The organism is Blastococcus litoris (genome assembly GCF_003075095.1).
Taxonomy (GTDB): Bacteria; Actinomycetota; Actinomycetes; order Mycobacteriales; family Geodermatophilaceae; genus Blastococcus_B; species Blastococcus_B litoris.
Genome location: NZ_QCZF01000002.1, coordinates 390,868 through 412,933 on the forward strand (window position 1 = coordinate 390,868; position 22,066 = coordinate 412,933).

At 74.9% G+C, this 22,066-nt stretch carries 16 protein-coding genes and 1 pseudogene; 11 read left to right on the forward strand and 6 right to left on the reverse strand.

The genetic code is table 11. The features are described from left to right. Nucleotides 1-76: 76 nt before the first annotated feature. Nucleotides 77-1,339, reverse strand: coding sequence for a polysaccharide biosynthesis protein (locus DCS98_RS06325; RefSeq protein WP_116450500.1), 1,263 nt, complete (start codon nt 1,337-1,339; stop codon nt 77-79). A gap of 70 nt (nt 1,340-1,409) precedes the next feature. Here DCS98_RS06325 and DCS98_RS06330 point away from each other — a divergent pair, with 70 nt between their 5' ends. Both DCS98_RS06330 and DCS98_RS24060 read left to right on the forward strand, forming a co-directional pair. Further along, nucleotides 1,410-3,149, forward strand: coding sequence for an MmpA family trehalose lipid delivery protein (locus DCS98_RS06330; RefSeq protein WP_116450501.1), 1,740 nt, complete (start codon nt 1,410-1,412; stop codon nt 3,147-3,149). After that, entirely contained in the window at nt 3,146-3,304 is a 159-nt protein-coding gene (locus tag DCS98_RS24060) for a DUF2613 family protein (RefSeq protein WP_420837349.1), read from the forward strand. The genes DCS98_RS06330 and DCS98_RS24060 overlap by 4 nt, the downstream gene beginning before the upstream one ends. A gap of 69 nt (nt 3,305-3,373) precedes the next feature. Here the strand turns inward: DCS98_RS24060 and DCS98_RS06335 are convergent. Then, nucleotides 3,374-4,432: pseudogene (locus DCS98_RS06335) on the reverse strand (glycosyltransferase family 4 protein); the annotation flags it as partial. A gap of 89 nt (nt 4,433-4,521) precedes the next feature. Here DCS98_RS06335 and DCS98_RS06340 point away from each other — a divergent pair. The 3 genes from DCS98_RS06340 (at nt 4,522) to DCS98_RS06350 (ending at nt 10,662) form a co-directional block, all read left to right on the forward strand. Then, the gene (locus tag DCS98_RS06340; RefSeq protein ID WP_241037259.1) at nt 4,522-5,229 is read left to right on the forward strand and encodes a class I SAM-dependent methyltransferase; all 708 of its coding nucleotides are present in this window, start codon (nt 4,522-4,524) and stop codon (nt 5,227-5,229) included. 172 nt (nt 5,230-5,401) lie between these two features. Next, nucleotides 5,402-6,382, forward strand: a complete 981-nt coding sequence (gene pgfA / locus DCS98_RS06345; RefSeq protein ID WP_164704420.1) for a cell envelope lipid trafficking protein PgfA — start codon at nt 5,402-5,404, stop codon at nt 6,380-6,382. A 44-nt stretch (nt 6,383-6,426) separates the two neighbouring features. Then, nucleotides 6,427-10,662 (forward strand): alpha-(1->3)-arabinofuranosyltransferase domain-containing protein, encoded by a 4,236-nt coding sequence (locus DCS98_RS06350; RefSeq protein WP_116450504.1) that lies wholly within the window; start codon nt 6,427-6,429, stop codon nt 10,660-10,662. Here DCS98_RS06350 and DCS98_RS06355 read toward each other — a convergent pair. Continuing rightward, nucleotides 10,557-11,819: an acyltransferase family protein gene (locus tag DCS98_RS06355; protein WP_116450505.1), complete on the reverse strand. Its 1,263-nt coding sequence runs from the start codon at nt 11,817-11,819 to the stop codon at nt 10,557-10,559. The two genes, DCS98_RS06350 and DCS98_RS06355, sit on opposite strands and share 106 nt — an antisense overlap. A gap of 205 nt (nt 11,820-12,024) precedes the next feature. On the opposite strand from DCS98_RS06355, the gene DCS98_RS06360 reads away from it, so the two are divergent. Continuing rightward, a complete protein-coding gene (locus DCS98_RS06360) occupies nt 12,025-13,893 on the forward strand; it encodes a hypothetical protein (RefSeq protein WP_164704421.1) in 1,869 nt (622 codons plus the stop codon). 21 nt (nt 13,894-13,914) lie between these two features. Here the strand turns inward: DCS98_RS06360 and DCS98_RS06365 are convergent, their stop codons facing one another. Beyond that, the gene (locus DCS98_RS06365; protein WP_164704422.1) at nt 13,915-14,547 is read right to left on the reverse strand and encodes a TetR/AcrR family transcriptional regulator; all 633 of its coding nucleotides are present in this window, start codon (nt 14,545-14,547) and stop codon (nt 13,915-13,917) included. Nucleotides 14,548-14,646: 99 nt separating this feature from the next. Here DCS98_RS06365 and DCS98_RS06370 point away from each other — a divergent pair, with 99 nt between their 5' ends. Continuing rightward, nucleotides 14,647-15,993, forward strand: a complete 1,347-nt coding sequence (locus tag DCS98_RS06370; RefSeq protein ID WP_116450666.1) for an MFS transporter — start codon at nt 14,647-14,649, stop codon at nt 15,991-15,993. Between the two features lie 56 nt (nt 15,994-16,049). Beyond that, complete coding sequence (locus DCS98_RS06375; protein ID WP_116450667.1) at nt 16,050-17,636, forward strand: FMN-binding glutamate synthase family protein; 1,587 nt, start codon at nt 16,050-16,052, stop codon at nt 17,634-17,636. Here DCS98_RS06375 and DCS98_RS06380 read toward each other — a convergent pair. Both DCS98_RS06380 and DCS98_RS06385 read right to left on the reverse strand, forming a co-directional pair. Next, a complete protein-coding gene (locus DCS98_RS06380; RefSeq protein WP_116450508.1) occupies nt 17,633-18,256 on the reverse strand; it encodes an FMN reductase in 624 nt (207 codons plus the stop codon). The genes DCS98_RS06375 and DCS98_RS06380 overlap by 4 nt on opposite strands. Further along, complete coding sequence (locus tag DCS98_RS06385; protein ID WP_241037260.1) at nt 18,253-19,395, reverse strand: LLM class flavin-dependent oxidoreductase; 1,143 nt, start codon at nt 19,393-19,395, stop codon at nt 18,253-18,255. The genes DCS98_RS06380 and DCS98_RS06385 overlap by 4 nt, the downstream gene beginning before the upstream one ends. 249 nt (nt 19,396-19,644) lie before the next feature. Between DCS98_RS06385 and DCS98_RS06390 the strand changes: the two genes are divergently transcribed. The 3 genes from DCS98_RS06390 to DCS98_RS06400 all read left to right on the forward strand — a co-directional run bounded on the left by DCS98_RS06390 (nt 19,645) and on the right by DCS98_RS06400 (nt 22,045). Beyond that, nucleotides 19,645-20,523, forward strand: coding sequence for a hypothetical protein (locus DCS98_RS06390; RefSeq protein ID WP_116450509.1), 879 nt, complete (start codon nt 19,645-19,647; stop codon nt 20,521-20,523). An 83-nt stretch (nt 20,524-20,606) separates the two neighbouring features. Next, entirely contained in the window at nt 20,607-21,116 is a 510-nt protein-coding gene (locus DCS98_RS06395) for a universal stress protein (RefSeq protein WP_116450510.1), read from the forward strand. Then, nucleotides 21,113-22,045 carry an SMP-30/gluconolactonase/LRE family protein gene (locus tag DCS98_RS06400; RefSeq protein WP_241037262.1) on the forward strand — a complete coding sequence of 311 codons (933 nt, stop codon included), beginning with the start codon at nt 21,113-21,115 and terminating at the stop codon, nt 22,043-22,045. The genes DCS98_RS06395 and DCS98_RS06400 overlap by 4 nt, the downstream gene beginning before the upstream one ends. The last annotated feature ends 21 nt before the right edge of the window (nt 22,046-22,066 follow it).

Below are 22,066 nucleotides of genomic sequence, written 5' to 3' on the forward strand. Positions count from 1 at the left end.
CTCGTGGGGACGGTGGCTTGCGACTGCTCCTGCCCCTACCCGCGCGGGAGTAGTCGTCCCCCGAGGGCGGAGTCGATCACCCGTGCGGTGGAACCGTCCGGCCGGACCGCGAGCGCAGCAGGCCACCGAGGACCAGCAGGACGGCGGAGCCGACGGCCGTGGCGACGATCGCCACCACGGACAGCCGCCCCGCCGCTGACAGGACCTGCACGACGGCCCCCTCGACGCCCGCCGCCAGCCAGACGGCGCCGATCGCCAGCCGGTCGGACGTCGCGATCCCCGAGTAGAGCAGCAGCTGGGCGAGGGCGAGGAGCGTGCCGAGCGCGGCGAACAGCCAGGTCGCCCCGCCGAGGGTGTCGCCGTAGGCCGAGCCGCCGAGGAGCGGCATGGCGTAGGAGCCCAGCGCGGCGGTGGCCAGCGTCAGGAGGGCGCCGACCCCGCCGACCAGCGCCAGCGCCGCGGGCAGCGCCTGGCGGCGGTGCGCCTCGTCGGCGAGGCGCGGGAGGAGCACCACGCCGACCCCCTGCGGCAGCCAGAAGGCGATCTTGGTGACGATCGACCCGACGGCGTACTCGCCGGCGTCGGCGGGGGCGAGGTGGTGACGGGCCAGCAGCAGGTCCAGGTTGAGCAGGAGCACGAACCCGAGCAGCGCACCCGAGGCCCTGAGCGCCGCCACCAGCGGGCCCCGGACGCCACGGGTCAGCCCGGGCCGCCCGCACCCGGCCCAGCCGGCCAGCGCCCCGGCGGCCACGGCGAGGGTCATCCCGGCCAGCGCGGCGGTAGGGGTGCCCCCGACCACCAGGCCACCGACGCCCCCGACCAGCTTGGCGAGGCCGTAGGACGCGTTGACGGTGGCCAGCCGGCCGTACCGCTCGCTGCCCTGCAGCATCCCGAGGTAGCCGGGGATCAGCGTCGAGGGCAGCAGCAGGGCGACCAGCCAGGCGACGGCCGCCGGATCGGACAGGTGGAGGAGCCGGCTCAGCGGGACGGCGGCCAGCACGCCGCACCCCACCACCAGCAGTCCCGTCACCCACGCCGCGGCGTGCAGGCGGGCGAGCACCGCGGGCGGACGTCCCCCCGCCGAGCCGCCGAGGTGCAGGGCGGCTGCCGTCTGCAGCCCCGTGGCCGGCACCGTGCCCACGAGCAGCACGCTGAGCAGGGCGGCGAGCTCCCCGAACGCGGCGGGCGCGAGCAGGCGGGCGGCCAGGACGGTGAAGACGTAGGCCAGCGCGTTGGTCGCGAGGAACGCCGCGGACACCAGTGCCGCCGGGCCGAGCAGCCGCGCCGGCGGTGCCTCGGGCAGCGCGCCGTCGACCGGCCGGATGAGCGGGTCAGCCACGACCGCCCCCTACGCTGCGCCTCGGTCGGCAACCCGGCCGGGACCGACCAGGGGCGGACAGGGGACGAGTGTGGACGGCGGCTGGACCCGACCGGAACCCTCCCCGTGGCCGGCCCGCGTCCTGGCCCTGGTGGCCGCCCTGCTGGTGACCGGCCCAGCGCTGGCCCCGGGGTTCGTGCTGCTCCGCGACATGGTGTTCGTGCCGCGGCAGGACCTCGACCTCGACGCACTCGGGCTCGGCGGCGGGCTGCCGCGCGCGGTGCCGGCCGACGGCGTCATGGCGCTGGTGACCACGGTGGTGCCGGGCCAGCTGGTGCAGAAGGCGGTGCTCCTCGGCCTGGTCTACGCCGCGGTGCTCGGCGCCGCCCGGCTCGTACCGCCGGGCCCCGACGGCCGGCGGGGCATCGCCGCCGCGGTGGCCGGCCTGGTCTACGGCTGGAGCCCCTACGTCGCCGAGCGGCTGCTCATCGGCCACTGGAGCCTGCTGCTCGCGTACGCGGCGCTGCCCTGGATCGCCCGTGCCGCGCTGCGCGTCCGGGCCGCCGAACCCCGGGCGCTGCCGCGGCTGCTGCTCGCCTGCGCGCCGGCCACCCTGACCCCGACCGGCTCGCTGCTCGCGGCCGGTGTCGTGCTCGCCCTCGCCGGACGACGCCGGGCTCTCCTCGCCGGCGGCGGCGTGCTGGTGCTCTCCCTGCCCTGGATCGTCGCCGGTGCGCTGCACCCGGCCGGCGGCGTCTCCGACCCGGCGGGCGTCGCCGCCTTCGCCGTCCGCGGCGAGGGCCCGGGCGGGGCGCTGCTCGCGCTGCTCGGCACCGGGGGCATCTGGAACGCCGGCGCCGTGCCCGGCAGCCGGGGTTCGACGCTGCTGCCGCTGGTCACGCTGCTGCTGGTGGCGCTGGCCGTCGTCGGCTGGTCGGCCCGCGGCGCGCTGCGCGGACCGGGCCTGCGGCTGGTCCTCCTCGGCGTCGGCGGGCTGCTGCTCGCCCTCGCCGGGACGGTGCCCGGCACCCGCGAGCTGCTGGAGGTCCTCGTCCGCACGGTCCCGGGTGCCGGCCTGCTGCGCGACGGGCAGAAGTGGATCGCCTGGTGGGCGCTGCCGCTGGCCCTGGGTGCCGGTCTGGGAGCCCGCCGGGTCGCCGGGGCGGCCGGCCGGCGGGCCGCCGTCCCGGGTGCGGCCGCCCTGGTCGGCGCGGCCGCGGTGCTCCTGCCGATCGTCGCCGTCCCCGATCTCGTGTGGGGCGTCGGCGGACGCCTGCACGCGGTCGACTACCCGGACGACTGGCAGCGGGTGCGGCAGGCGCTGGCCGGCGATCCGCACCCCGGCGACGTCCTCGTGCTGCCCTTCGGCGCCTACCGGGCCTTCGACTGGAACGACGACCGGCCGCAGCTGGACCCGGCCCCCCGCTGGCTGCCACGCCCCGCCGTCACCGACGACACGCTGCCGGTCGACGGCCGGACGGTGGCCGGGGAGGACCTGCGTGCCCGAGCGGTCGCAGCCGCGGCCGACGATCCCGAGGCGCTCGCGGAGCTGGGCATCGGCTGGGTGCTGGTCGAGGAGGGCACCCCGGGGCCGGCGGTGCCCGGCGAGGTGAGCGACCTGCCGCTGGTCGTCGACGGCGCCGACCTGGATCTCCACCGCGTCCCGGGAGCCCGTCCGGGGCCGGAACCCTCGCCCGTACGGGTGACCGCGGTAGTGGGAATTCACGCCTGCTGGCTGGCGGTCGTGACCGGTTCGCTGTTGTGGATCACGACGTTGCCCTCTAGCGTCACGCTCCGTCGTCGCCCTCCACGGAAGCGAGTTCCCGAATGAAGACCCTGATCGCCGTGCTGATCTCCCTCGGCGGAGGCACCGCGCTCGGCGTCGCTGCCGTCGCCGGCGTGCAGGCCTCCCTCGACCCCGACAACTCCATCCAGGAGACGGGCAACGAGACGATCAACGTCCTGGACTACGGCGACCGGGGCTGACCCCGGAGCGGCCGGCCCGACCGGCCGCACGGCGGAGGCGAGCACCGCGGCGAAGGCCCGGATGCTCGCCCGCCAGCTGAAGGCAGCAGCGTGACGGGCCGCCGCCTCGCCCATGGCGAGGCGGCGGTCCTCGTCTGCCAGCAGGAGCTCGACCGCGGTGGTCAGCTCGTCGAGGTCGTCGACCAGCAGGCCGGTGCGCCCGTCGACGACCGACTCCCGCAACCCGCCCGCGGAGCGGTAGCCCACGGTCGGGACGCGGTGCGAGCCGGCCTCCGTGACGACGAGCCCCCACCCCTCCTTGACCGAGGGGCACAGGTGCACCCATGCGCGGGCGAGCTCCTCGTGCTTGGTCTGCTCGTCGACGTGCCCGGTGAAGTCCACGACGTCGTCGACGCCGAGTTCGATCGCCCGGGCCCGCAGCTCGGCGTCCCACCAGCCCTCGCCGACGACGGACAGGCGCAGCCCCGGCCACCGGTCGCGCAGCCGGGCCACGACCTCGATGGCGTGCTCGACCCGCTTGTGCGGCACCAGGCGGCCCAGGACGACCAGCCGCGGCGTCGGGCTCGGCACGGCCGTCACGGGCGGCGGCGGCTCGACGCCGTTGCGGACCACGGTCAGGCGCTCGGCGTCGACCCCGAGCCCGACCAGCTCGTCGGCCGTCGCCGTAGAGACCGTGACGTAACGGCTCCGGCGGTAGAGCCTGGGCGCGAGCACGCTCTCCAGCCACCAGCCGACCGCACCGCCGAGGCGGCCGAAGACGATCGGCCACTGCTCCCGGTGGACGTGGTGGACGAGGTTGACGACCGGCTGCCGGGTCACCAGCGTGCTGCCGAACGGGAGGCCGTTCTGGACGTCGACGACCAGGTGGGGCCGGTGGCGGATCACGTGCAGGAGCGCGCGCGGGTAGACGCTGAGCCGACCGCCCCGGCGCACGATGCGGACGCCGCCGACGACGTCCTCCGCCGGCGCCCGGTCGTGGGCGGCGCAGAACATCGCGACGGCGAGACCGGCACCCACCAGCCCTTCGGCCATGCGGTGCACGTAGCGTTCGGAGCCCCCGCCTTCGGGGTGGGTGATGTCCCGCCAGTTGACGAACAGGACATCGATCGGCGTTGATCGAATGCGCACCGCGGGAGACTACCCCCGGGTAACAACGGGCCCGCAGGCCTTGTCACCGCAAAGAAGGGGGTCCGGGCGGAATGGCGCGTACCGCAACTGTGAGCCGTTCGGTCGCCCTCTTCCGTGCATTTCTCGTCGAGCAGACCGACCCCGATCACTTCTACGGCGTGCTGGCGGCGGACTCCGTGCGGCAGCTGGGCGAGCACGTCCGCCTCGACGGGGCACAGGTGCTCGACGTCGGGGGAGGGCCGGGGTACTTCGCCGAGGCGTTCCGGGGAGCGGGTGCCCGCTACGTCGGCCTCGAGCCGGACGCCGGCGAGATGGTGGCGCGCGGCGAGCCGGAGCCCGGCACGGTCCGGGGGAGCGGCGAGGCCCTGCCCGTGCGGACGGCGGCGGTCGACGTCTGCTACTCGTCGAACGTCCTGGAGCACGTCCGGTCGCCGTGGTCGATGACCGCAGAGATGGTTCGCGTGACCCGGCCGGGGGGCACGATCTTCCTGTCCTTCACCCCCTGGTGGTCGCCCCACGGTGGGCACGAGACCGCGCCCTGGCACTACCTCGGGGGGCACCGGGCGGCCCGCAGGTACCGGCGGCGCACCGGGCGCGAGCCGAAGAACCGCTTCGGGACGTCGCTCTTCCCGGTCTCGATCGGCGCCGCGCTCCGCTGGGCGCGGAACTGCCCCGACGTGGACGTGGTGGCCGCCTACCCGCGCTACCACCCGTGGTGGGCGCGGTGGGTGCTCGCCGTCCCCGGGCTCCGGGAGGTCGTCTCCTGGAACCTCGTCGTGGTGATGCGGCGCCGCTGACCGCGCGGGGTCGTTCACCCCTGGGGGTGACTCGTTCACCCTGGTACCGCGCCGTATCGGCTCGTTGATACCGCTCCGTACCAACCGGGACTGGACACCGGCCTACTCGCCAGTAGTGTTGCGGCGCTGCGACGCAAAGGTGCAGTCGCGACGAGCTTGAGGAGCAATGGGCATGCGTGGACGCGCCATCGGGCTGGGGCTGCTGGGTCTGGGAGCGTTCCTGCTCGCCGCCGCGCTCGCCGTCCGGCTGTTCCTGGAGCCGGCGCTGGTCAAGTACCCGCTCGACCAGACGGCCAGCCCCACCGCCCAGGGCACCGACATCGAGTACTTCGACCTCGCTGCCGGTGAGCAGCTGAGCGGCCTCGAGGCCGACGTCCGCCAGCAGGTCCAGGGCGACCCCTCGTCGGAGGCGGCCTCCGACGACGTGGCGGTCTGGAACTTCGGGTCCACGATCACCGCCACGGACGGCACCCTGCTCAACGCCGGCACCTACCGCGTGTGCCTCGACCGTCGCGAGGCCGTCGCCGTCGAGTGCGACGTCGACCACGTCGACTACGACGACGACGTCTCCGTCGAGGGCCTGACGCTCACCTTCCCCTTCGGCACGGAGCAGAAGGACTACGACGTCTTCAACTCCACGACCCGGCAGGCCTGGCCGGCCACGTTCGAGGGCGAGGAGGAGCTCGGCGGCCTGGACGTCTACCGCTTCGTGCAGCGCATCCCCGAGACCGTCATCCGCACCACCGACGTCCCGGCTGCCCTGGTCGGGTCGGACGCGGGCGGCACCGTCTCCGCCGACGTCGTCTACAGCAACGAGCGCACGATCTGGGTCGAGCCGACCAGCGGCGTCATCGTGACCTCCGAGGAGCGCCCGAACACGGTGCTGGTGGGTCCGGACGGCGACGAGGCGGCCACCATCCTGGCCGGGACCTTCGCCGGTGACGAGGACACCATCGCTGCCGGGGTCGAGCGCGCCGAGGACATCGGCGGGCAGATCTCCATGGTCAAGACCGTGCTGCCGCTCGTGCTGCTCCTTCTCGGCCTGGTCCTGGTGGCCCTGGGGCTGTTCCTGACCCTGCGCGCCACGCCGCGGCGGCCCGGTGCCCACCAGGCGTCCACGACCGAGCTCGAGCCGGTGGGCACCACCCGCTGACGCCCGGGGCCGGCGTCGCCGCCGGCCCCTGACTCCTGGAACACGTGACCGCATCTCTCACCCGGACGGCCGGCGCAGATCCTGCGCCGGCCGTTCCGGCTGCCCCGCCCCCGCCCGGGGACCCGGGTCAGGACGGCGGGTGGAGCGCTCGGCTGCTGCACCGCCTCCGGCTCGGCGCGGTCCTCCTCGCCTTCCTCGGGCTGTCGCTGAACCAGCAGCCCGGCCAGATCGTGGCCGACACGAAGCTCGACCTCGCCGTCGACCCGTCCGGGTTCCTCGGCCGGGCGCTCCTGCTGTGGGAGCCCGAGGGCTTCGCGGGGCAGGTGCAGAACCAGGCATACGGCTACCTGTTCCCGATGGGGCCGTTCTTCGGCCTCGGGAACGCCATGGGCATCCCCACCTGGGTCGTGCAGCGGCTGTGGTGGACCGCCCTGTTCGCCGTCGCCTTCCTCGGGGTGATGGCGCTCGCCCGGCGGTTGGAGCTCGGTACCGACGCCACCCGGATCGTGGGTGCGCTGGCCTACGCCCTGGCACCCCGCATGGTCAGCGGCATCGGGCTCACCTCGGTCGAGATGATCCCGATGGCGCTGGCCCCGTGGGTGCTGGTGCCCCTGGTGTCCGGCGCCCGGACGGGCTCGCCCCGCCGGGCGGCGGCGCTGTCGGGGGTCGCCGTCTTCTGCGTCGGCGGGGTCAACGCCGTCGCCACCGCGGCGGTCCTGCCCCTCGCCGCCCTGTGGTTGCTGACCCTCCCGGGCGGCCCCCGGAAGCGCCGGCTGATCGGGTGGTGGGTGGTCTCCGTCGGGCTCGCCACGGCCTGGTGGGTCGGGCCGCTGCTCCTCCTCGGCCGGTTCAGCCCCGACTTCCTCGACTACATCGAGACCGCGGCGACGACGACCGGCGGCAACGAACTGGTGCAGGTGCTCCGCGGCACCACCCAGTGGGTGGCCGGCCTCGGCGGACCGTACGGCCCGACGTGGCCCGCCGGCTGGGACCTGCTGCACGAGGTGCTCCCCGTGGCCGGCACGGTCGTCGTGGCGACCGCGGGTCTGGTCGGGCTGCTCCGGCGTGACCTGCCGCACCGCCGCTGGCTGGTCCTGGGTCTCCTCGCCGGGGTGGTGCTGGTGTCGGCCGGGCACGTCGCGGCCGTCGAGGGCGCCGGTGCCGGCGCGATCCGCGAGCTGCTGGACTCCGCCCTCGCGCCGCTGCGCAACCTGCACAAGTTCGACCCGGTGCTCCGTCTGCCGCTGGTGCTGGGGATGGTCCACCTGCTCGGCGTCCTCCTCGCGGCCGCCACCCGCCGCCGGGACCGGGACCGCCCGCCGGGCCCGCCGCCGGCTCCGCGGGGCCGGCGCCGCTCGTCCGCTGTCCGCCTCGCGTGCGCGACGCTCGTCGGGCTGGTCCTGGCCGGCGTGGCCGCGGCGGCGCAGCCGGCCGTCGACGGGCGCCTCGTCCCGCCGACGGGCTTCCAGGACATCCCCGGCTACTGGCGGGAGACCGCAGCCTGGCTGGCCGCGGACGACGCCGCCGGCCGGGCGCTGCTCGTGCCCGCCTCCTCCTTCGGCACGTACCTCTGGGGGAGCACCGGCGACGAGCCGATGCAGCCGCTGGCGGACTCCCCGTGGGACGTGCGGAACGCGATCCCGCTGACGCCCACCGGCCACATCCGTGCCCTGGACGCGGTGGAGGAGCGGCTGGGGCGGGGAGAGGGGTCGGAGGCGCTCACCCGCTTCCTCGCCCGGTCGGGCTACTCGCACGTGGTCGTCCGCAACGACCTCGACGCACCGGCCGCGAAGACGTCCCGCCTCGCTCTCGTCCACCAGGCGCTCGCGTCCTCACCAGGCATCGAGCGCGTCGCCGCGTTCGGGCCCGAGCTGTTCGGGGGGAACGGCCTGTCGGGCACCGTCACCGACGGTCGTGCCGACAGCCCCGTGCCCGCCGTCGAGGTCTTCGCCGTCCCGGACGTCGCGCCGACCGCCTACACGGTCCCCGTCGCGGACGCCGTCGAGGTGGTCGGCGGCCCCGACGGCGTGCTGGCGCTCGAGGAGCACGGGCTGCTCCACGACCGGCCCGCCGTCATCGCCGGCGACGGTGCCGTGGCCGGGGGCGGCACCCTGGTCAGCGACGCGCTCCAGCGACGCGAGCGGACCACCGGTGCCATCACGGCAGCCGCCTCCGCCGGGCTGACTGCCGACGATCCGCTGAGGCTGGGCCGGCCGGCCCGGGACTACCTGCTCGACGACCACGCCGCCAACGAGTCGGTGGTGCGCATCGGGGGCGCGCGGGTCACCGCATCCAGCTCGGGTGCCGACGCGGACAACAGCCAGGGGGTCCGCCCGGGAGAGCACCCCTTCGCCGCCGTCGACGGCGACCCCGCGACGGCGTGGCGTCCGGCGCCGCAGGACGGCCCGGTCCGGGCCTGGTGGGAGGTCGAGCTGGCCCGCCCGTTCGCGGAGGGCGCGGTCACCGTCGTGCTCGACGAGGCGACGGCCTCGGATCCGCCCGCCCGTCTGCGGGTCGTGACCGACGAGGGCAGCTCCGTCGTCCGGCTGCAGGAAGGAGCGCGGGTCGTCCGCATCGAGCTCCCGGAGGGGGAGACCCGGACCCTCCGGCTCGTCGCGGAGCCCCGCACCGGCTCGGACCAGCTGACGTTCGGGCTGGCCGAGGTGCGCCTGCCCGGGGCCGACGTCTCCCGGACCGTGGACCTGCCGTCGGTCGCGGCCGGCGGGCGAGCCGTGGAGGGGTTCGCGTTCGACGCGGCGAACCCGGCGGCCTACGGGTGCGTGACCGACGCCGACGGCCGGCCACGGTGCCAGCCGTCGCTGGTGGCGGCCGCCGAGGAGCCCCTGGGACTGGCCCGGACCTTCACGGTGCCGTCGTCCGACAGCTACGGGATGTCCGTCTCCGTGCGGCCCCGGCCCGGTGCGGAGCTGGACGGGCTCGTCGCGTCCGCCGCCGGCGGGCTGCGGGCGGAGGTGAACGGCTCACTGGTGCCCGACCCCCGGGCCGGCGCGTGGGCGGCCGTCGACGGCGACCCGGACACGGCCTGGCTCGCGGAGCCCGGCACCCGGGAGAGCCTCACCGTGAGCTGGTCGGAGCCCCGGAGGATCAGCGAGGTCCGCCTCCGGTACACCGAGGGGACGGCGGCCTCACGCCCCGTGGTCGTCACGGTCCGGGCGGGGGACGTGGAGCGCCTGGTCCAGCTCGACCGGCGAGGCGTCGCCACCTTCCCCGGGGTCGTCACCGACACGGTCACGGTCGACTTCTCGACCCGCGCGAAGCTCTCCAGCATCGACACCTACGGCGGGACGCGGACCGAACTCGGTGTGGGCGTGAGCGAGCTGGAGGTGCGGGGTGTCGAACCGCTCGACCTCACCGCGCCGGTCGAGGTCCCGTGCGGCGAGGGGCCGGAGGTCGTCGTCGACGGGGTGCGGCACCAGACGTCCGTGCGGGCCACCGTCGGCGACCTGCTCGCGCTCGCGCCGGTGCGGCTCACCTTCTGCTCCGGGTCGGGGAGCACGGCCGGTCTGCTCGCCGGGCGGCACACGTTCGTCGCGGAGAGCACGTCCGCCTTCACGGTGGAGTCCGCCACGCTCGACGCGGGCGTCGCCTCCTCGGGCGCGCAGACCCGCGACCCGGTGCAGGTGCAGCGGTGGGACCCCGAGCACCGGGCGCTCCAGGTCGACGCGCGAACCGCGAGCACGCTGCTGGTCGTGCCGGAGAACGTCAACGCGGGGTGGCGTGCCACCCTCCAGGGGCGCGAGCTCGAGGCGGTCCAGGTCGACGGGTGGCAGCAGGGCTACGTCCTGCCCGCGGGGGCGGCCGGGGTCGTCCGCCTGGACTTCGCACCCGGTGACCTCTACCGCGGTGCCCTGGTCGCCGGTGGCGTGGCGCTGCTCCTGCTGGCCGCCCTGGCGCGGTTCCCGGTGCGGGGGTCGGCGGGGGAGCACCCGCCGGTCGGGCGCCCGGGACGGCGCTCCGGCGTCGTCACGGTGGGGGCGGCCGCGGTTCTGCTCGTCCTCCTCGGCGGCTACTGGGCACTGCTCGCCCTGCTCGGGGTGGGCGCCCTCGCCGCGCTGGTCCCGACCCGGCAGCGGGTGCTGACGGTGGTCGCGGCCCTCGCCCTGGTCGCCGCGGGTGCGCTGCTGGCGGCCGGCCCCGGTATGGAGCCGGTGCGTCAGGTGCTGGCGCTCACCGCGCTGGCGGCCCTGGTCGTCTCGCTGGTGAGCTCGTCCGGGTCCTGGGCGCTCTCCCGCCGGGGACCCCGGCGCCGGGACGCCTGAGGGGGCACCAGCGACCGGAGACGCCGGACAGGGCGCTCGACCAGCACGTAGCAGACGGCGGCCAGCACGGTGCCGCCGATCCAGGTGACGATCGCGACGAACCAGAACCGGCCGGTGAAGGGCTGCCAGCCCAGCAGGTGGTACAGGCCGACGAGCAGCGGCATGTGGAACAGGAACAGGCCGTACGAGGTCTCGGCCAGCACGCGTGCCGCCCGGCCGCCGAGCACCTCGCCGGGGACCCCGAGCGGCCGCCGGTGCAGCACCAGCGGAGCGACGAGGAGCACGCCGACGCCCATGTAGAGCAGGTTCTTCGTCACCGCCTCCACCGAGGACGGGTCCTCGAGGGTGAGCGGGCCGGCGACGGGACTGCAGGCGACCCAGAAGAGCGCTCCGGCCAGCGCCCAGCAGGTCCACGCGTTCGAGGCGACGTCGCGCACTCCGCGCACGAGCGGCCAGGCGTCATCGCACAGGGAGAGGACGGCCAGCGCCATGCCGCCGGCGAACCAGGAGAGGAACGCGGGCAGCCAGACGTTCAACGAGCTGCCGGTCGACTGGACCTGCCAGACCACGGCCACCCATGCGGCGCCCAGGACGGCCAGGGCCGCCAGCCCGGCGAGGATCCGCGCCGGCCGCCAGCCACCGGCCAGCCGGAGCAGCCCCGCGACCAGCAGCGGCAGCAGCAGGTAGAAGGTGACCTCGGTGCACATGCTCCACAGGTGGGTCAGCCCCGCGGCGTCGGGCTCGGAGTCGTAGATCTGCACCAGGAGCAGGTGCCGGACCCAGTCGCCGGCCCCCGCCGAGTCGTTGCCCGGCAGGAAGGCCAGGGCCGCGACGACGGCCAGCCAGTACGCGGGCAGGATCCGCAGGCCGCGGCGCCACAGGTAGGCCGCCGCCCGCGGGGCCCGCTGGCCCCGCGCGGCGGCCTGGAAGAACGGCCTGCCCAGCAGGAAGCCCGACAGCACGAAGAAGATCGCCACCCCCACGTCGAGGCGGGCCAGGGCGCGGTCGGCGGGCAGGCTGGGGTCGGTCCCCGTCCAGAACGAGGCGTGCGTGAGGACCACGGCGGTGGCAGCGAGCACCCGGATGCCGTCCAGGCCGGGGAAGGCGCGTTCCGTCCGGCCGGCGGCACCGCCGTCCGGGGTAACCGATGCGGTCACTCGGGCTCCCTCTCACCGGTCACGATCCCGAGCAGGATATGCGGGGGCGCCGGTACCGCACAGACGCCCCACCCGAGCGGAGGAACGCCGGTCTCACCCGGCTGGGCGCCCGTTTCCCCGGATCCGCGCCATTCCGGGCGTCGGCGTGCCTACACTCCCTCGGCCGACCGAGGGGAGAACCGTGGCGCACGCAGGGGATGTGCCGGTGCTGGAGCGTGCCCGGGTCGTCCCGGACGGTCCTGGACCGGACCGCTCCGGAGCGGGATCCCGTCGGTGGCGGGGCAGCCGTCTGCTGCTGGCCGGTGTGGTGCTCCTACTCCTCCTCCAGCTCGCGGTGCGCATCTGGATGGTGAGCCGCCGCGGGCTGTACGGCGACGACCTGCACTACGGGGTCCGTGCCCTGGAGCTGCCGCTGTTCTCCGCGGACCTGCTGCTCGAGCAGCACGGCGGCCACTTCATGCCCGGCGCGCTGCTGATGGACGCCCTCCTCACCCGGGTGGCGCCGCTCGAGTGGTGGCCGCTGGCCGCCGCGCTGATCGTCCTGCAGGCCGTCGCATCCCTGGTCGTGCTCCGCCTGCTCCGGTTGCTGGTCGGCGACCGGGCGGTCCTCCTGCTGCCGTTCGCGGTCTACCTCTTCTCCCCGCTCAACCTCGGCTTCTTCGCGTGGTGGTCGGCGGCCATGAACTCCCTGCCGCTGCAGATCGGCCTGGCGTGGGTCCTCGGCGACGCCGTGCAGTTCCTGCGCACGGGCCGGCGGCGGTACGTCGTCACCGGCACGGTGGCGGTCGCGGTCACCCTGCTGTTCTACGAGCGGGCGGTGCTGGTCCCCCTCGTGGCGTTCGGTCTGGTCGCCGTGCTGCTGTCCGTGGGGCGGCCGGGCATGGCGCTGGGCGAGGCATGGCGGCGCTGCCGTCCGCTCTGGCTGGGCTGCCTCGGCGTGGTGGCCGTGTGGCTGTGGGCGTTCACCAGCAGCGTGCCGTCGGAGGTGGTGGGCTCCGCGACGGTGTCCCAGGTGGCGGGTACGACGCAGGCGACCCTGCGGGCTCCTCTCTCCTCGCTGCTCGGCGGTCCCTGGGCCTGGACGAGCGGCCCTCCGGACACGCCGCACATCGCGCCGCCAGGAGCGCTGGTCGTGGCCGCCGTGCTCGCCCTCGGCGTGCTCGTCGTCTGGACGTCGGTGCGTCGCGAGGGCGCCGGTGCCCTCTGGATGCTCCTGGGTGGCTACCTGCTCGCCGGTGCCGTGCTCGTCGCGCTCGGCCGGGGCATCTTCGGCACGGGCGAGCTGCTGCCGCTGACCTACCGCTACCACGCGGGCGAGGTCGTGCTCCTCGCCGTCGTCCTGGGGCTGGTCGCGGTGCTCCCGCGGCGCGGGTCCGGCGCGGCGCCGCTGGACGTGGACGAGCCGGCACGGACGGACGACCGGCACGGCACCCCGGCCCGCGTGGCGGTGCTGGTGCTGACCGGCGCCTTCCTGGTGAGCTCGCTGGTCAGCACCGTCACCTACGTCGATCTCTGGGGGGAGCACCGGACGACGGACTACCTCGCGACCGTCGAGGCGAGCATGGCCGGAGCGGCCGACGGTGAACCGCTGCTCGACCAGCCCGTGGCCGAGGACGTGCTCAACGGCCTCTTCTACCCGAGCAACCAGATGTTCCGGCTGTTCGAGCCCCTGCCGCAGCGACCCGAGTTCGCGGAGGCGACGCACGACCTGCGGATGCTCGACGACGCGGGGCAGCTGCGGCCGGCCCGGGTCGAGCCCGGCATCGAGCTGGCCGACGGCCCCGAGCCCTCCTGCGGGTGGGCGGTTCCCAGCGGCGGGACGGTCTCCGCGGCGCTGGACGGCCCGGTGTTCGACTGGGTCTGGACGGCGGAGCTGGCCTACGAGGCCGACCGCGACGGCGTCATCACGGTGTCACTGGGTTCGGACTCGGTGAGCGCCCCCGTCCGGCAGGGGCAGCACACGGTGTACGTGCGGCTCGTCGGTGGCGGGGACGCGCTCGTCGTCGGCTCCGAGGCGGACGGCCCCGACCTGTGCCTCTCGTCCGGCGTCGTCGGGAACATCGCTCTCCGCTGACCTGCCGTCGCCCCGTACGGGTCAGCCGCGCCGTTCCAGCAGGCCGATGACGATCGCGGCAGCCGTGTCGTCGTCGTCGCGCAGCTGCTCCGCCTCGCCGCGCTCGACCCGGGCCAGCATCAGCTCGTTGATGCCGCCCACGGCGGCGACGAGCAGGTCCCGGCTCACCGGGCGGACCTCGTCCGGGTGCTCGGCCGCGAGCGCCGCGGCCACCTCGGTGAGCAGCTCGACGTAGCGGTCGATCATCCGCCGCCGCAGCGCCAGCGCCGGCCGGCCCGCCGCCTGCACCTCGACGAGCGCGGCCCAGGCGACGGCGGGGCCGTCGGCCAGCGTCTCCAGGTAGGCGCCGACCCCCGCGCGCACCCGCTCGCGCCAGGGGAGCCCGGCCTGCCGGGCTTCCTCCTGCGCCTGCCGGACGCGGTCGAGCACCTTGTCGTTGGCCCGCGAGTAGAGCTCGAGCAGGCAGTGCTCCTTGTCGCGGAAGTGCGCGTAGACGACGGTCTTCGACACCCGTGCGGCGGCGGCGATGTCCGAGATCGTCGTGGCCTGGTAGCCCTTGCCGACCATGCAGGTGGCGAGCGCCCAGAGGATCCGGCCTCGACGGGGAGCGTCGTCGACGGCCGGGTCGTCGGCGGGGTCGACCAGGGTGTGCATCGTGGCGAACTGTAATGGGCAGGAGGCGCCCGGGTGAGCGAACTCACCGCGGCGCCGCGGAAGCAGTGCCGTCCCTCCGGTGTCCTCCATGGGGTGACGATGCAGCCAGCCGGGGACGGCGCTCCGGTCGTCGAGCGGCCGTCGGCCCGCGCCTGGACGGTGTGGCTGGTCGCGCTCACCGCCTACGCGGTCGCGGTGTTCCACCGGGCGTCCCTGGGCGTGGCCGCGGTCGACGCGCAGGAGCGGTTCTCCGCCGGCGCGTCGGCCGTCTCCCTCTTCCTCGTCCTGCAGCTGGCCGTGTACGCCGGGCTCCAGGTGCCGGTCGGCGTGGCGCTGGACCGGTTCGGCTCCCGGCGCATGATCCTCGCCGGCGCGCTCACGATGGCCGTCGGCCAGCTCGTGCTGGCGCTGGCCACCGACGTGCCGACGGCGATCGCCGCGCGCGTCCTGGTCGGAGCCGGTGACGCGATGACGTTCATCAGCGTGCTGCGGGTGGTCGGGCTGTGGTTCCCCGGGCGCATCGTCCCGGTGATCACCCAGCTCACCGGCATCCTCGGCCAGCTCGGCTCGGTCGCCGCCGCCTACCCGCTGGTCGCGCTGCTCCACGGCACCAGCTGGCGGACGACGTTCCTGGGCGCCGCCGCCACGGGCGTGCTGGTCGCCGTCCTGGTGTTCGTGGCGCTGCGCGACGCCCCGAAGGGGACGGTGCTGGCGCCCGCCGCCGGCCTGGCGGAGCTGCGCGGCAACCTGGCCGCGACCTGGCGCGAGCCGGGCACGCGGATCGGGCTCTACACCCACCTGGTCACCCAGTTCTCCGGGACCGTCTTCGCGCTGCTGTGGGGCTACCCGTTCCTCGTCGTCGGGGAGGGGCTCTCGCCGGGCGTCGCCGCGTCGCTGCTCACCCTGCTGGTCGTCGTCGGCATGGGGGTGGGCCCGCTGTTCGGCCGGCTCTGCGGGCGGTGGCCGCTGCGCCGGTCGGACCTCGTCTTCGGGATCCTGGCCGCCACCGCGACCACGTGGACGGTCGTCCTGCTGTGGCCCGGGCGAGCGCCGCTGCCGCTCCTGGTCGTGCTCGTCGTCGTCCTGGGGACCAACGGGCCCGGGTCGATGATCGGCTTCGACTACGCCCGCACCGAGAACCCGGCCGAGCGGATGGGCAGCGCCAGCGGCGTGGTCAACGTCGGCGGATTCGTGGCGTCGCTGCTGACCATCCTCGCCGTCGGGCTCGTGCTCGACGTGCTCACCCCCGGGTCGTCGACCGCCTACGACCTGGACGCCTTCCGGGCCGCGTTCGCGGTGCAGTACGTCTTCTGGGCGATCGGCCTGGTCGGCGTGCTGCGGCACCGGCGCGAGCTGCGCGGCCGGCTGGCGCGCGACGGCGTCGTGCTCGCGCCGCTCACCGTGGCGGTGCGTGCCCGCCTGCGCGGGGGCTCGGCCTACCGCTGAGCACGTCGCGGCAGTTCGACTGTCGCGGTGCGCGCACCGCTGGGATCGTGACCGGCATGAACCGCGTCGCACGCGCGGCCGCCGCCGGGCTGTCCGCCGTCGCAGCCGTCGCCGCCCGGGACCTGCTCCAGCGGGAGCACACGCTGCTGCGCAACTTCCCGGTGATCGGGCACGCCCGGTACCTGCTGGAGTCGATCGGCCCGGAGCTGCGGCAGTACCTGGTCGCCGGCAACAACGAGGAGCGCCCGTTCACCCGTGACCAGCGCCGGTGGGTGTACGCCTCGGCCAAGGGCGACAACAACTACTTCGGCTTCGGCACCGACAACGACCTCGAGTACACCGCCGGCTACCCCGTCATCAACCACCGGACGTTCGGCCGGGCGGTGCCGACGACGAACGTGCACCACGGCCACGACGTCGACCTGCCGTCGGCCAAGGTGCTCGGCGGTCCCCGCGGGCGCCGGTCGGCCTTCCGCCCGGCGTCGGTGGTCAACATCTCGGCGATGAGCTTCGGCTCGCTGTCGGGCGCCGCCGTCGAGGCGCTGAACCGGGGCGCCGCGCTGGCCGGCTGCCTCCACAACACCGGTGAGGGCGGGATCTCCCCCCACCACCGGCACGGCGGCGAGCTGATCTACCAGATCGGGACGGCGTACTTCGGCTGCCGCGACGCCGAGGGCCGCTTCGACCTGGAGCGGCTGAAGGCGCTGGTCGCCGGTGCTCCCGTGCGGGCGCTGGAGATCAAGCTGAGCCAGGGCGCGAAGCCCGGCCTGGGCGGCGTGCTGCCGGGCCCGAAGGTGTCGGCCGAGATCGCCGAGACGCGCGGGGTGCCGGAGGGCGTCGACTGCATCAGCCCGTCGCGGCACGCCGAGTTCTCCGACGTCGACAGCCTGCTGGACTGGGTGGAGCTCCTCGCGGCGGAGACGGGGCTGCCGGTGGGCATCAAGTCCGCCGTCGGCGACATGCGGTTCTGGGACGAGCTGACCGACCTGATGGCGGCCGGCGGCCCGTCCGGACGTCGTGGCGTCGACTTCGTGACGATCGACGGGGGAGAGGGCGGCACCGGCGCGGCGCCGTTGATCTTCACCGACTCGGTGTCGCTGCCCTTCCAGCTCGGCTTCGCCCGGGTCCACGCCACCTTCGCCCGCAAGGGCCTGGCCGAGGACGTCACGTTCATCGGCGGCGGCAAGCTCGGCCTGCCCGACAACGCGACCGTGGCCTTCGCCCTCGGCTGCGACATGGTGAACGTGGCCCGCGAGGCGATGCTGGCCATCGGCTGCATCCAGGCGCAGAAGTGCCACACCGACACCTGCCCGACCGGCGTGGCCACGCAGAACGCGTGGCTGGCCCACGGGCTCGACCCGGCGCTGAAGTCGGTGCGGGCGGCCAACTACGTGCGCACGCTCCGCCGCGACCTGCTCCGGGTGGCCGAGGCCTGCGGTGTCGAGCACCCGGGGCTCATCGACTCCGGCTCGGTCGAGGTGCTCACCGGGCGGACGGCGTCCCGGCCCCTGTTCGAGGTCTACGGCTACGAGCCGGGGTGGGGGCTGCCCTCGGCGGCCGACCGCGCCGAGATCGCGCGGATCATGACCGCCGAGGCGCCCCAGGGTGGCTCGGCCCCGCCGTCGGCCGACGCCGTCGGCTAGCGGCCGTTGAGGAGGTCCTCGAAGGACGTCGTCGGGTCGGCGAACGGGTCCACCGGGCGGGCGCTGACGGGGCGGCCGGCGACCAGGTCGGCGAGCTCGCCCGCGGCCCGGTCGATCCGGCCGGCCAGCGCGCGGTCGATCCCGCCCGCACCGGCCCAGTCCTCCGTCGCCGCGAAGACGGCGGTCGGCACGCTCACCGCGCGCAGGTAGCTGAACAGCGGGCGGACGGCGTGCTCGAGCGCGAGGGAGTGGCGCGCCGTCCCGGCGGTGGCGCCGAGCAGGACCGGCTTCCCCACGAGCGCGTCCTTGTCCAGGACGTCGAAGAACGTCTTGAACAGGCCGCTGTAGGACGCGGAGAAGATCGGCGTGACGGCGATCAGGCCGTCGGCGCCGGTCACCGTGTCCACCGCCGTCCGCAGCGCCTTGTTGGCGAAGCCGGTCACCAAGTTGTCGGCGAGGTCGCGGGCGTGCTCGCGCAGCTCCACCACCTCGACCGTGCTGTCCTCGCCGCGGTCCTTGAGGGCCGCCACCGTGGCGGTGGTCAGCCGGTCGGCCAGCAACCGGGTCGAGGACGGAACGCTCAGGCCGCCGCTGACGACGGCGAGGGTGCGCGTGGTCATCGGACCTGCCCCGTCACGTCATCGGCGCCGGCGTACACGGTCGCGTCCTTCGTGCCGCCGGCGGCGGCGACCAGGGAGGCGTGCGTCGGCGCCTCGGGGACGTGCGCCGGCTTGAGCGCGGCGAACTCCTTGCGCAGCACCGGCACGACCTCCTCGCCGAGCAGGTCCAGCTGCTCGAGCACCGTCTTCAGCGGCAGGCCGGCGTGGTCGATGAGGAACAGCTGCCGCTGGTAGTCACCGACGTAGTCGCGGAAGCCGAGGGTCCGCTCGATCACCTGCTGCGGGCTGCCGACGGTCAGCGGCGTCTGCTCGGTGAACTCCTCCAGCGACGGGCCGTGGCCGTAGACCGGGGCGACGTCGAAGTACGGGCGGAACTCGTTCACGGCGTCCTGGCTGTTCTTGCGCATGAACACCTGCCCGCCCAGGCCGACGATGGCCTGGTCGGCGCTGCCGTGGCCGTAGTGCTCGTAGCGGCGGCGGTAGAACTCGACCATCCGCTGGGTGTGCTCCGGCGGCCAGAAGATGTGGTTGTGGAAGAACCCGTCGCCGTAGTAGGCCGCCTGCTCGGCGATCTGCGGGCTGCGGATCGAGCCGTGCCAGACGAACGGCGGGACGCCGTCGAGCGGACGCGGCGTCGAGGTGAAGCCCTGCAGCGGGGTCCGGTACTTCCCCTCCCAGTCGACGACGTCCTCGCGCCACAGCCGGCGGAGCAGGGCGTAGTTCTCGACGGCGAGCTCGATGCCGTCGCGGATGTCCTTGCCGAACCACGGGTACACCGGGCCGGTGTTGCCGCGGCCCATCATCAGGTCGACGCGGCCCTCGGCCAGGTGCTGGAGCATCGCGTAGTCCTCGGCGATCTTCACCGGGTCGTTGGTGGTGATCAGCGTCGTGGACGTCGACAGCTGCAGCTTCTGGGTCTTCGCGGCGATCCAGGCGAGCGTCGTGGTGGGGGAGGAGGAGAAGAAGGGCGGGTTGTGGTGCTCACCGAGGGCGAAGACGTCGAGCCCGACCTCCTCGGCCTTCTGCGCGATGGCCAGGACCGCCTTGACCCGCTCGGCCTCGGTCGGGGTGCGACCGGTCGTCGGGTCCTGCGTGATGTCGCTGACCGTGAAGATGCCGAACTGCATGTCGGTTCCCATCGCTAGTTGAGAGTGCAACTACCGCCCCGCACAACAGGAGCACCCTCGGATGTATGCCCGCCGTCCCATCCCACCACCCGGGAGGCGAGCGGGCGGACGCCCGGATTGCACGTAGCGGAACGTGACCGTCCTGGCACGGTGAGCCGAACTACGCCGGTGGCACTCTCACGGTCCGGTCACGGCGGCGGGCTGTCCGGCTCCGCGTCTGGCACTGTCCGGCCTGTCAGCAGTGGCGGCAGGGGGAGATCGATGACCGTGGTCGACGGCGGGAACGACGGGCGGGTGGCCGGCGCGGCGCAGGGCGGGCCGAACGTGCGGGGTGACTTCGACGAGCTCCTGGACCACCGCCCGGTCTTCCGGGTGCGCCTGCACGGCTACGACCGCCTCGAGGTCGACAACTACACGGCGTGGGCGGAAGGCGAGCTGATCGCCGTCCGCCGACAGGTCGACCACCTGCTCAGCCGGTTCGGGGAGACCTCGGCCGAGCTGGAGATCTCCCGCCGGCTGCTGGCCGACGCCCCTCCTGGCCGGGAGGCCTTCCCCGTCTCGCAGCGCGTCCAGGAGATGCTCCGGCTGGCCGAGGAGGAGGCGGCGGCGCTGACCGAGGCCGGCGCGCGCGAGGCCGAGCGCATCATCGCGGAGGCGCGCACGGAGGCCGATGCCCGGCTGCGCAAGGCCCACCAGATCAAGGAGATGGCGGTCGACGCCGCCGACGAGCTGCTCGAGCAGGCGCGCCGGGACCGCGCGACGGCCGCCGCGCAGATCGAGCGCGTCGAGGTCGAGGCGGCGGAGCTCCTCCGGAAGGCCGCCGCCGAGCAGGACCGCCTGGACGCCCTGGCCGCGCAGGAGCGGGAGCGGGCGGACGCCGCCGCCGCGGCGCACCGCGCCTCCGTGCAGGCGGAGGTCGACGACCTGCGTCGTCAGCGGGACCAGGCCCGGCAGTCCCTGCGCGGTCTCACCGACCGCATCAGCGAGGCGCTCAAGGCGGTCGCCGACATGGTGCCGGAGGACCAGCCGCGCACCCACGTGGTGCAGGGCAACGTGGCCGTCGAGCAGGTGGCGCCCGAGCAGCGGGACGAGGGCAACGTCGTGGTGATGATGGGTCGCCCCGCACCCGTGCCGCACTGAGCCCGCCGCCCGCTGTCCACGGGTCCGCACCGCTGGTGAGAGGCTAGGTGCGCCGTGACCAGGCGGGACCGAGGGAGGCAGCGATGAGCGACGTCTGCGAGGCCGTACGCGTCGAGGGCGGGATCGTCGTCGGGCACGACGGCTCCAAGAGCGCGCAGGAGGCGCTGATCTGGGCCGGGCGCCTGGCCTGCCGGGCCGACCTCGACCTCCACGTGGTGCGCGCCTGGGCGATGATGACCGCCCCGCAGCCCAGCTCCTGGACGCCGGGGTACGTCCCGCCGCTGCCGGAGTGGGAGCAGGCGGTGCTCGACGAGCTGTCCTCGCACGTGAAGGCCGCGGGCCTCGACGCGTCGGTGCGGGTCACCTGCCACGCGGTGCACAAGGCGCCGGCGCAGGGGCTCATGACCGCGGCCGAGGGGGCCAGCCTGCTGGTCATGGGTGCCCGCGGTCGCGGCGGCTTCCGCGGCCTGCTGCTGGGCTCGGTGAGCGACCAGCTGGTGCACCACGCCCCCTGCCCGGTGACCGTCGTCCGGACCGGGGTCACCGGCCGGGAGATCGAGGCGCCGTCGGGCAGCGTCGTCCACGCCGGGTGAGCGCCCGGGGGGACTTCGCCGGCGCACGGCTGTTCCCGGTGGGCGGCCACGGCCCCGAGGACGTGGTGCTCGACCCCGAGGGGCGCGTCCTCACCGGGGTCGACGACGGGCGGGTGCTCCGCCTGGACCCGTCCGACGGCTCGGTGGTCACGGTGGCGCGGGTGCCCGGCCGCCCGCTGGGGCTCGAGCTGCTCGGCAGCGGTGAGCTGCTCGTCTGCGCCTCGGACGCGGGGCTGCTCGCCGTCTCGCCCGCGAGCGGCGCGGTCCGGACGCTCGTCGACCGCGTGGCCGGCCGGCTGCTCGGTGCGGTCAACAACGCCGCGGTCGCGCCCGACGGCACCGTCTGGTTCACCGACTCCTCCACCCGGTTCCCGATCCCGCGCTGGCGCGAGGACCTCCTGTGGCGCACGCGCAGCGGCCGGCTGTTCCGGCGCGACCCGTCCGGCGAGGTCACCGAGGCGCTCGGCGGGCTCGAGTTCGCGAACGGGGTGGCGCTGGCGTCCGACGGCTCGTACGTCGCCGTCGCCGAGACGGGCGCGCGGCGGATCCGGCGGGTGTGGCTCACTGGGCCGAGTGCCGGCAGCAGCGACGTGCTGGCCGACGGCCTCTGGGGCTACCCGGACAACATCGCGCTCGGCTCCGACGGGCTGATCTGGGTGGCGCTGGCCAGCCGGCGCGTCGCCGCCCTCGACGCCATCCAGCGCCTGCCCTTCCCGCTCCGGGCGGCGATCGGCCGGGTCCCGGAGCGGTGGCAGCCCTCGCCGGACCCCGCGGTGGGCGCCGTGGGCCTCGACCTCGACGGCCGCGTCGTGCGCGCGCGCACCGGCACCGTCGACGGGTTCAGCATGCTCACCGGCGTCCGGGAGGCCGGCGGGACGGTGTGGCTGGGCAGCCTGACCGGCGAGACCCTGGCCGCCGTCCCGCGCTGACCGCGTTGTTGATCAGGAGAC

Coding starts and splice junctions, on each gene's coding strand:
- DCS98_RS24060 (WP_420837349.1), top strand. CDS start 3,146: ATGAAGACCCTGATCGCCGTGCTGATCTCCCTCGGCGGAGGCACCGCG.
- pgfA (WP_164704420.1), top strand. CDS start 5,402: ATGCGTGGACGCGCCATCGGGCTGGGGCTGCTGGGTCTGGGAGCGTTC.
- DCS98_RS06365 (WP_164704422.1), bottom strand. CDS start 14,547: ATGCACACCCTGGTCGACCCCGCCGACGACCCGGCCGTCGACGACGCT.
- DCS98_RS06370 (WP_116450666.1), top strand. CDS start 14,647: ATGCAGCCAGCCGGGGACGGCGCTCCGGTCGTCGAGCGGCCGTCGGCC.
- DCS98_RS06375 (WP_116450667.1), top strand. CDS start 16,050: ATGAACCGCGTCGCACGCGCGGCCGCCGCCGGGCTGTCCGCCGTCGCA.
- DCS98_RS06380 (WP_116450508.1), bottom strand. CDS start 18,256: ATGACCACGCGCACCCTCGCCGTCGTCAGCGGCGGCCTGAGCGTTCCG.
- DCS98_RS06385 (WP_241037260.1), bottom strand. CDS start 19,395: ATGGGAACCGACATGCAGTTCGGCATCTTCACGGTCAGCGACATCACG.
- DCS98_RS06390 (WP_116450509.1), top strand. CDS start 19,645: ATGACCGTGGTCGACGGCGGGAACGACGGGCGGGTGGCCGGCGCGGCG.
- DCS98_RS06395 (WP_116450510.1), top strand. CDS start 20,607: ATGAGCGACGTCTGCGAGGCCGTACGCGTCGAGGGCGGGATCGTCGTC.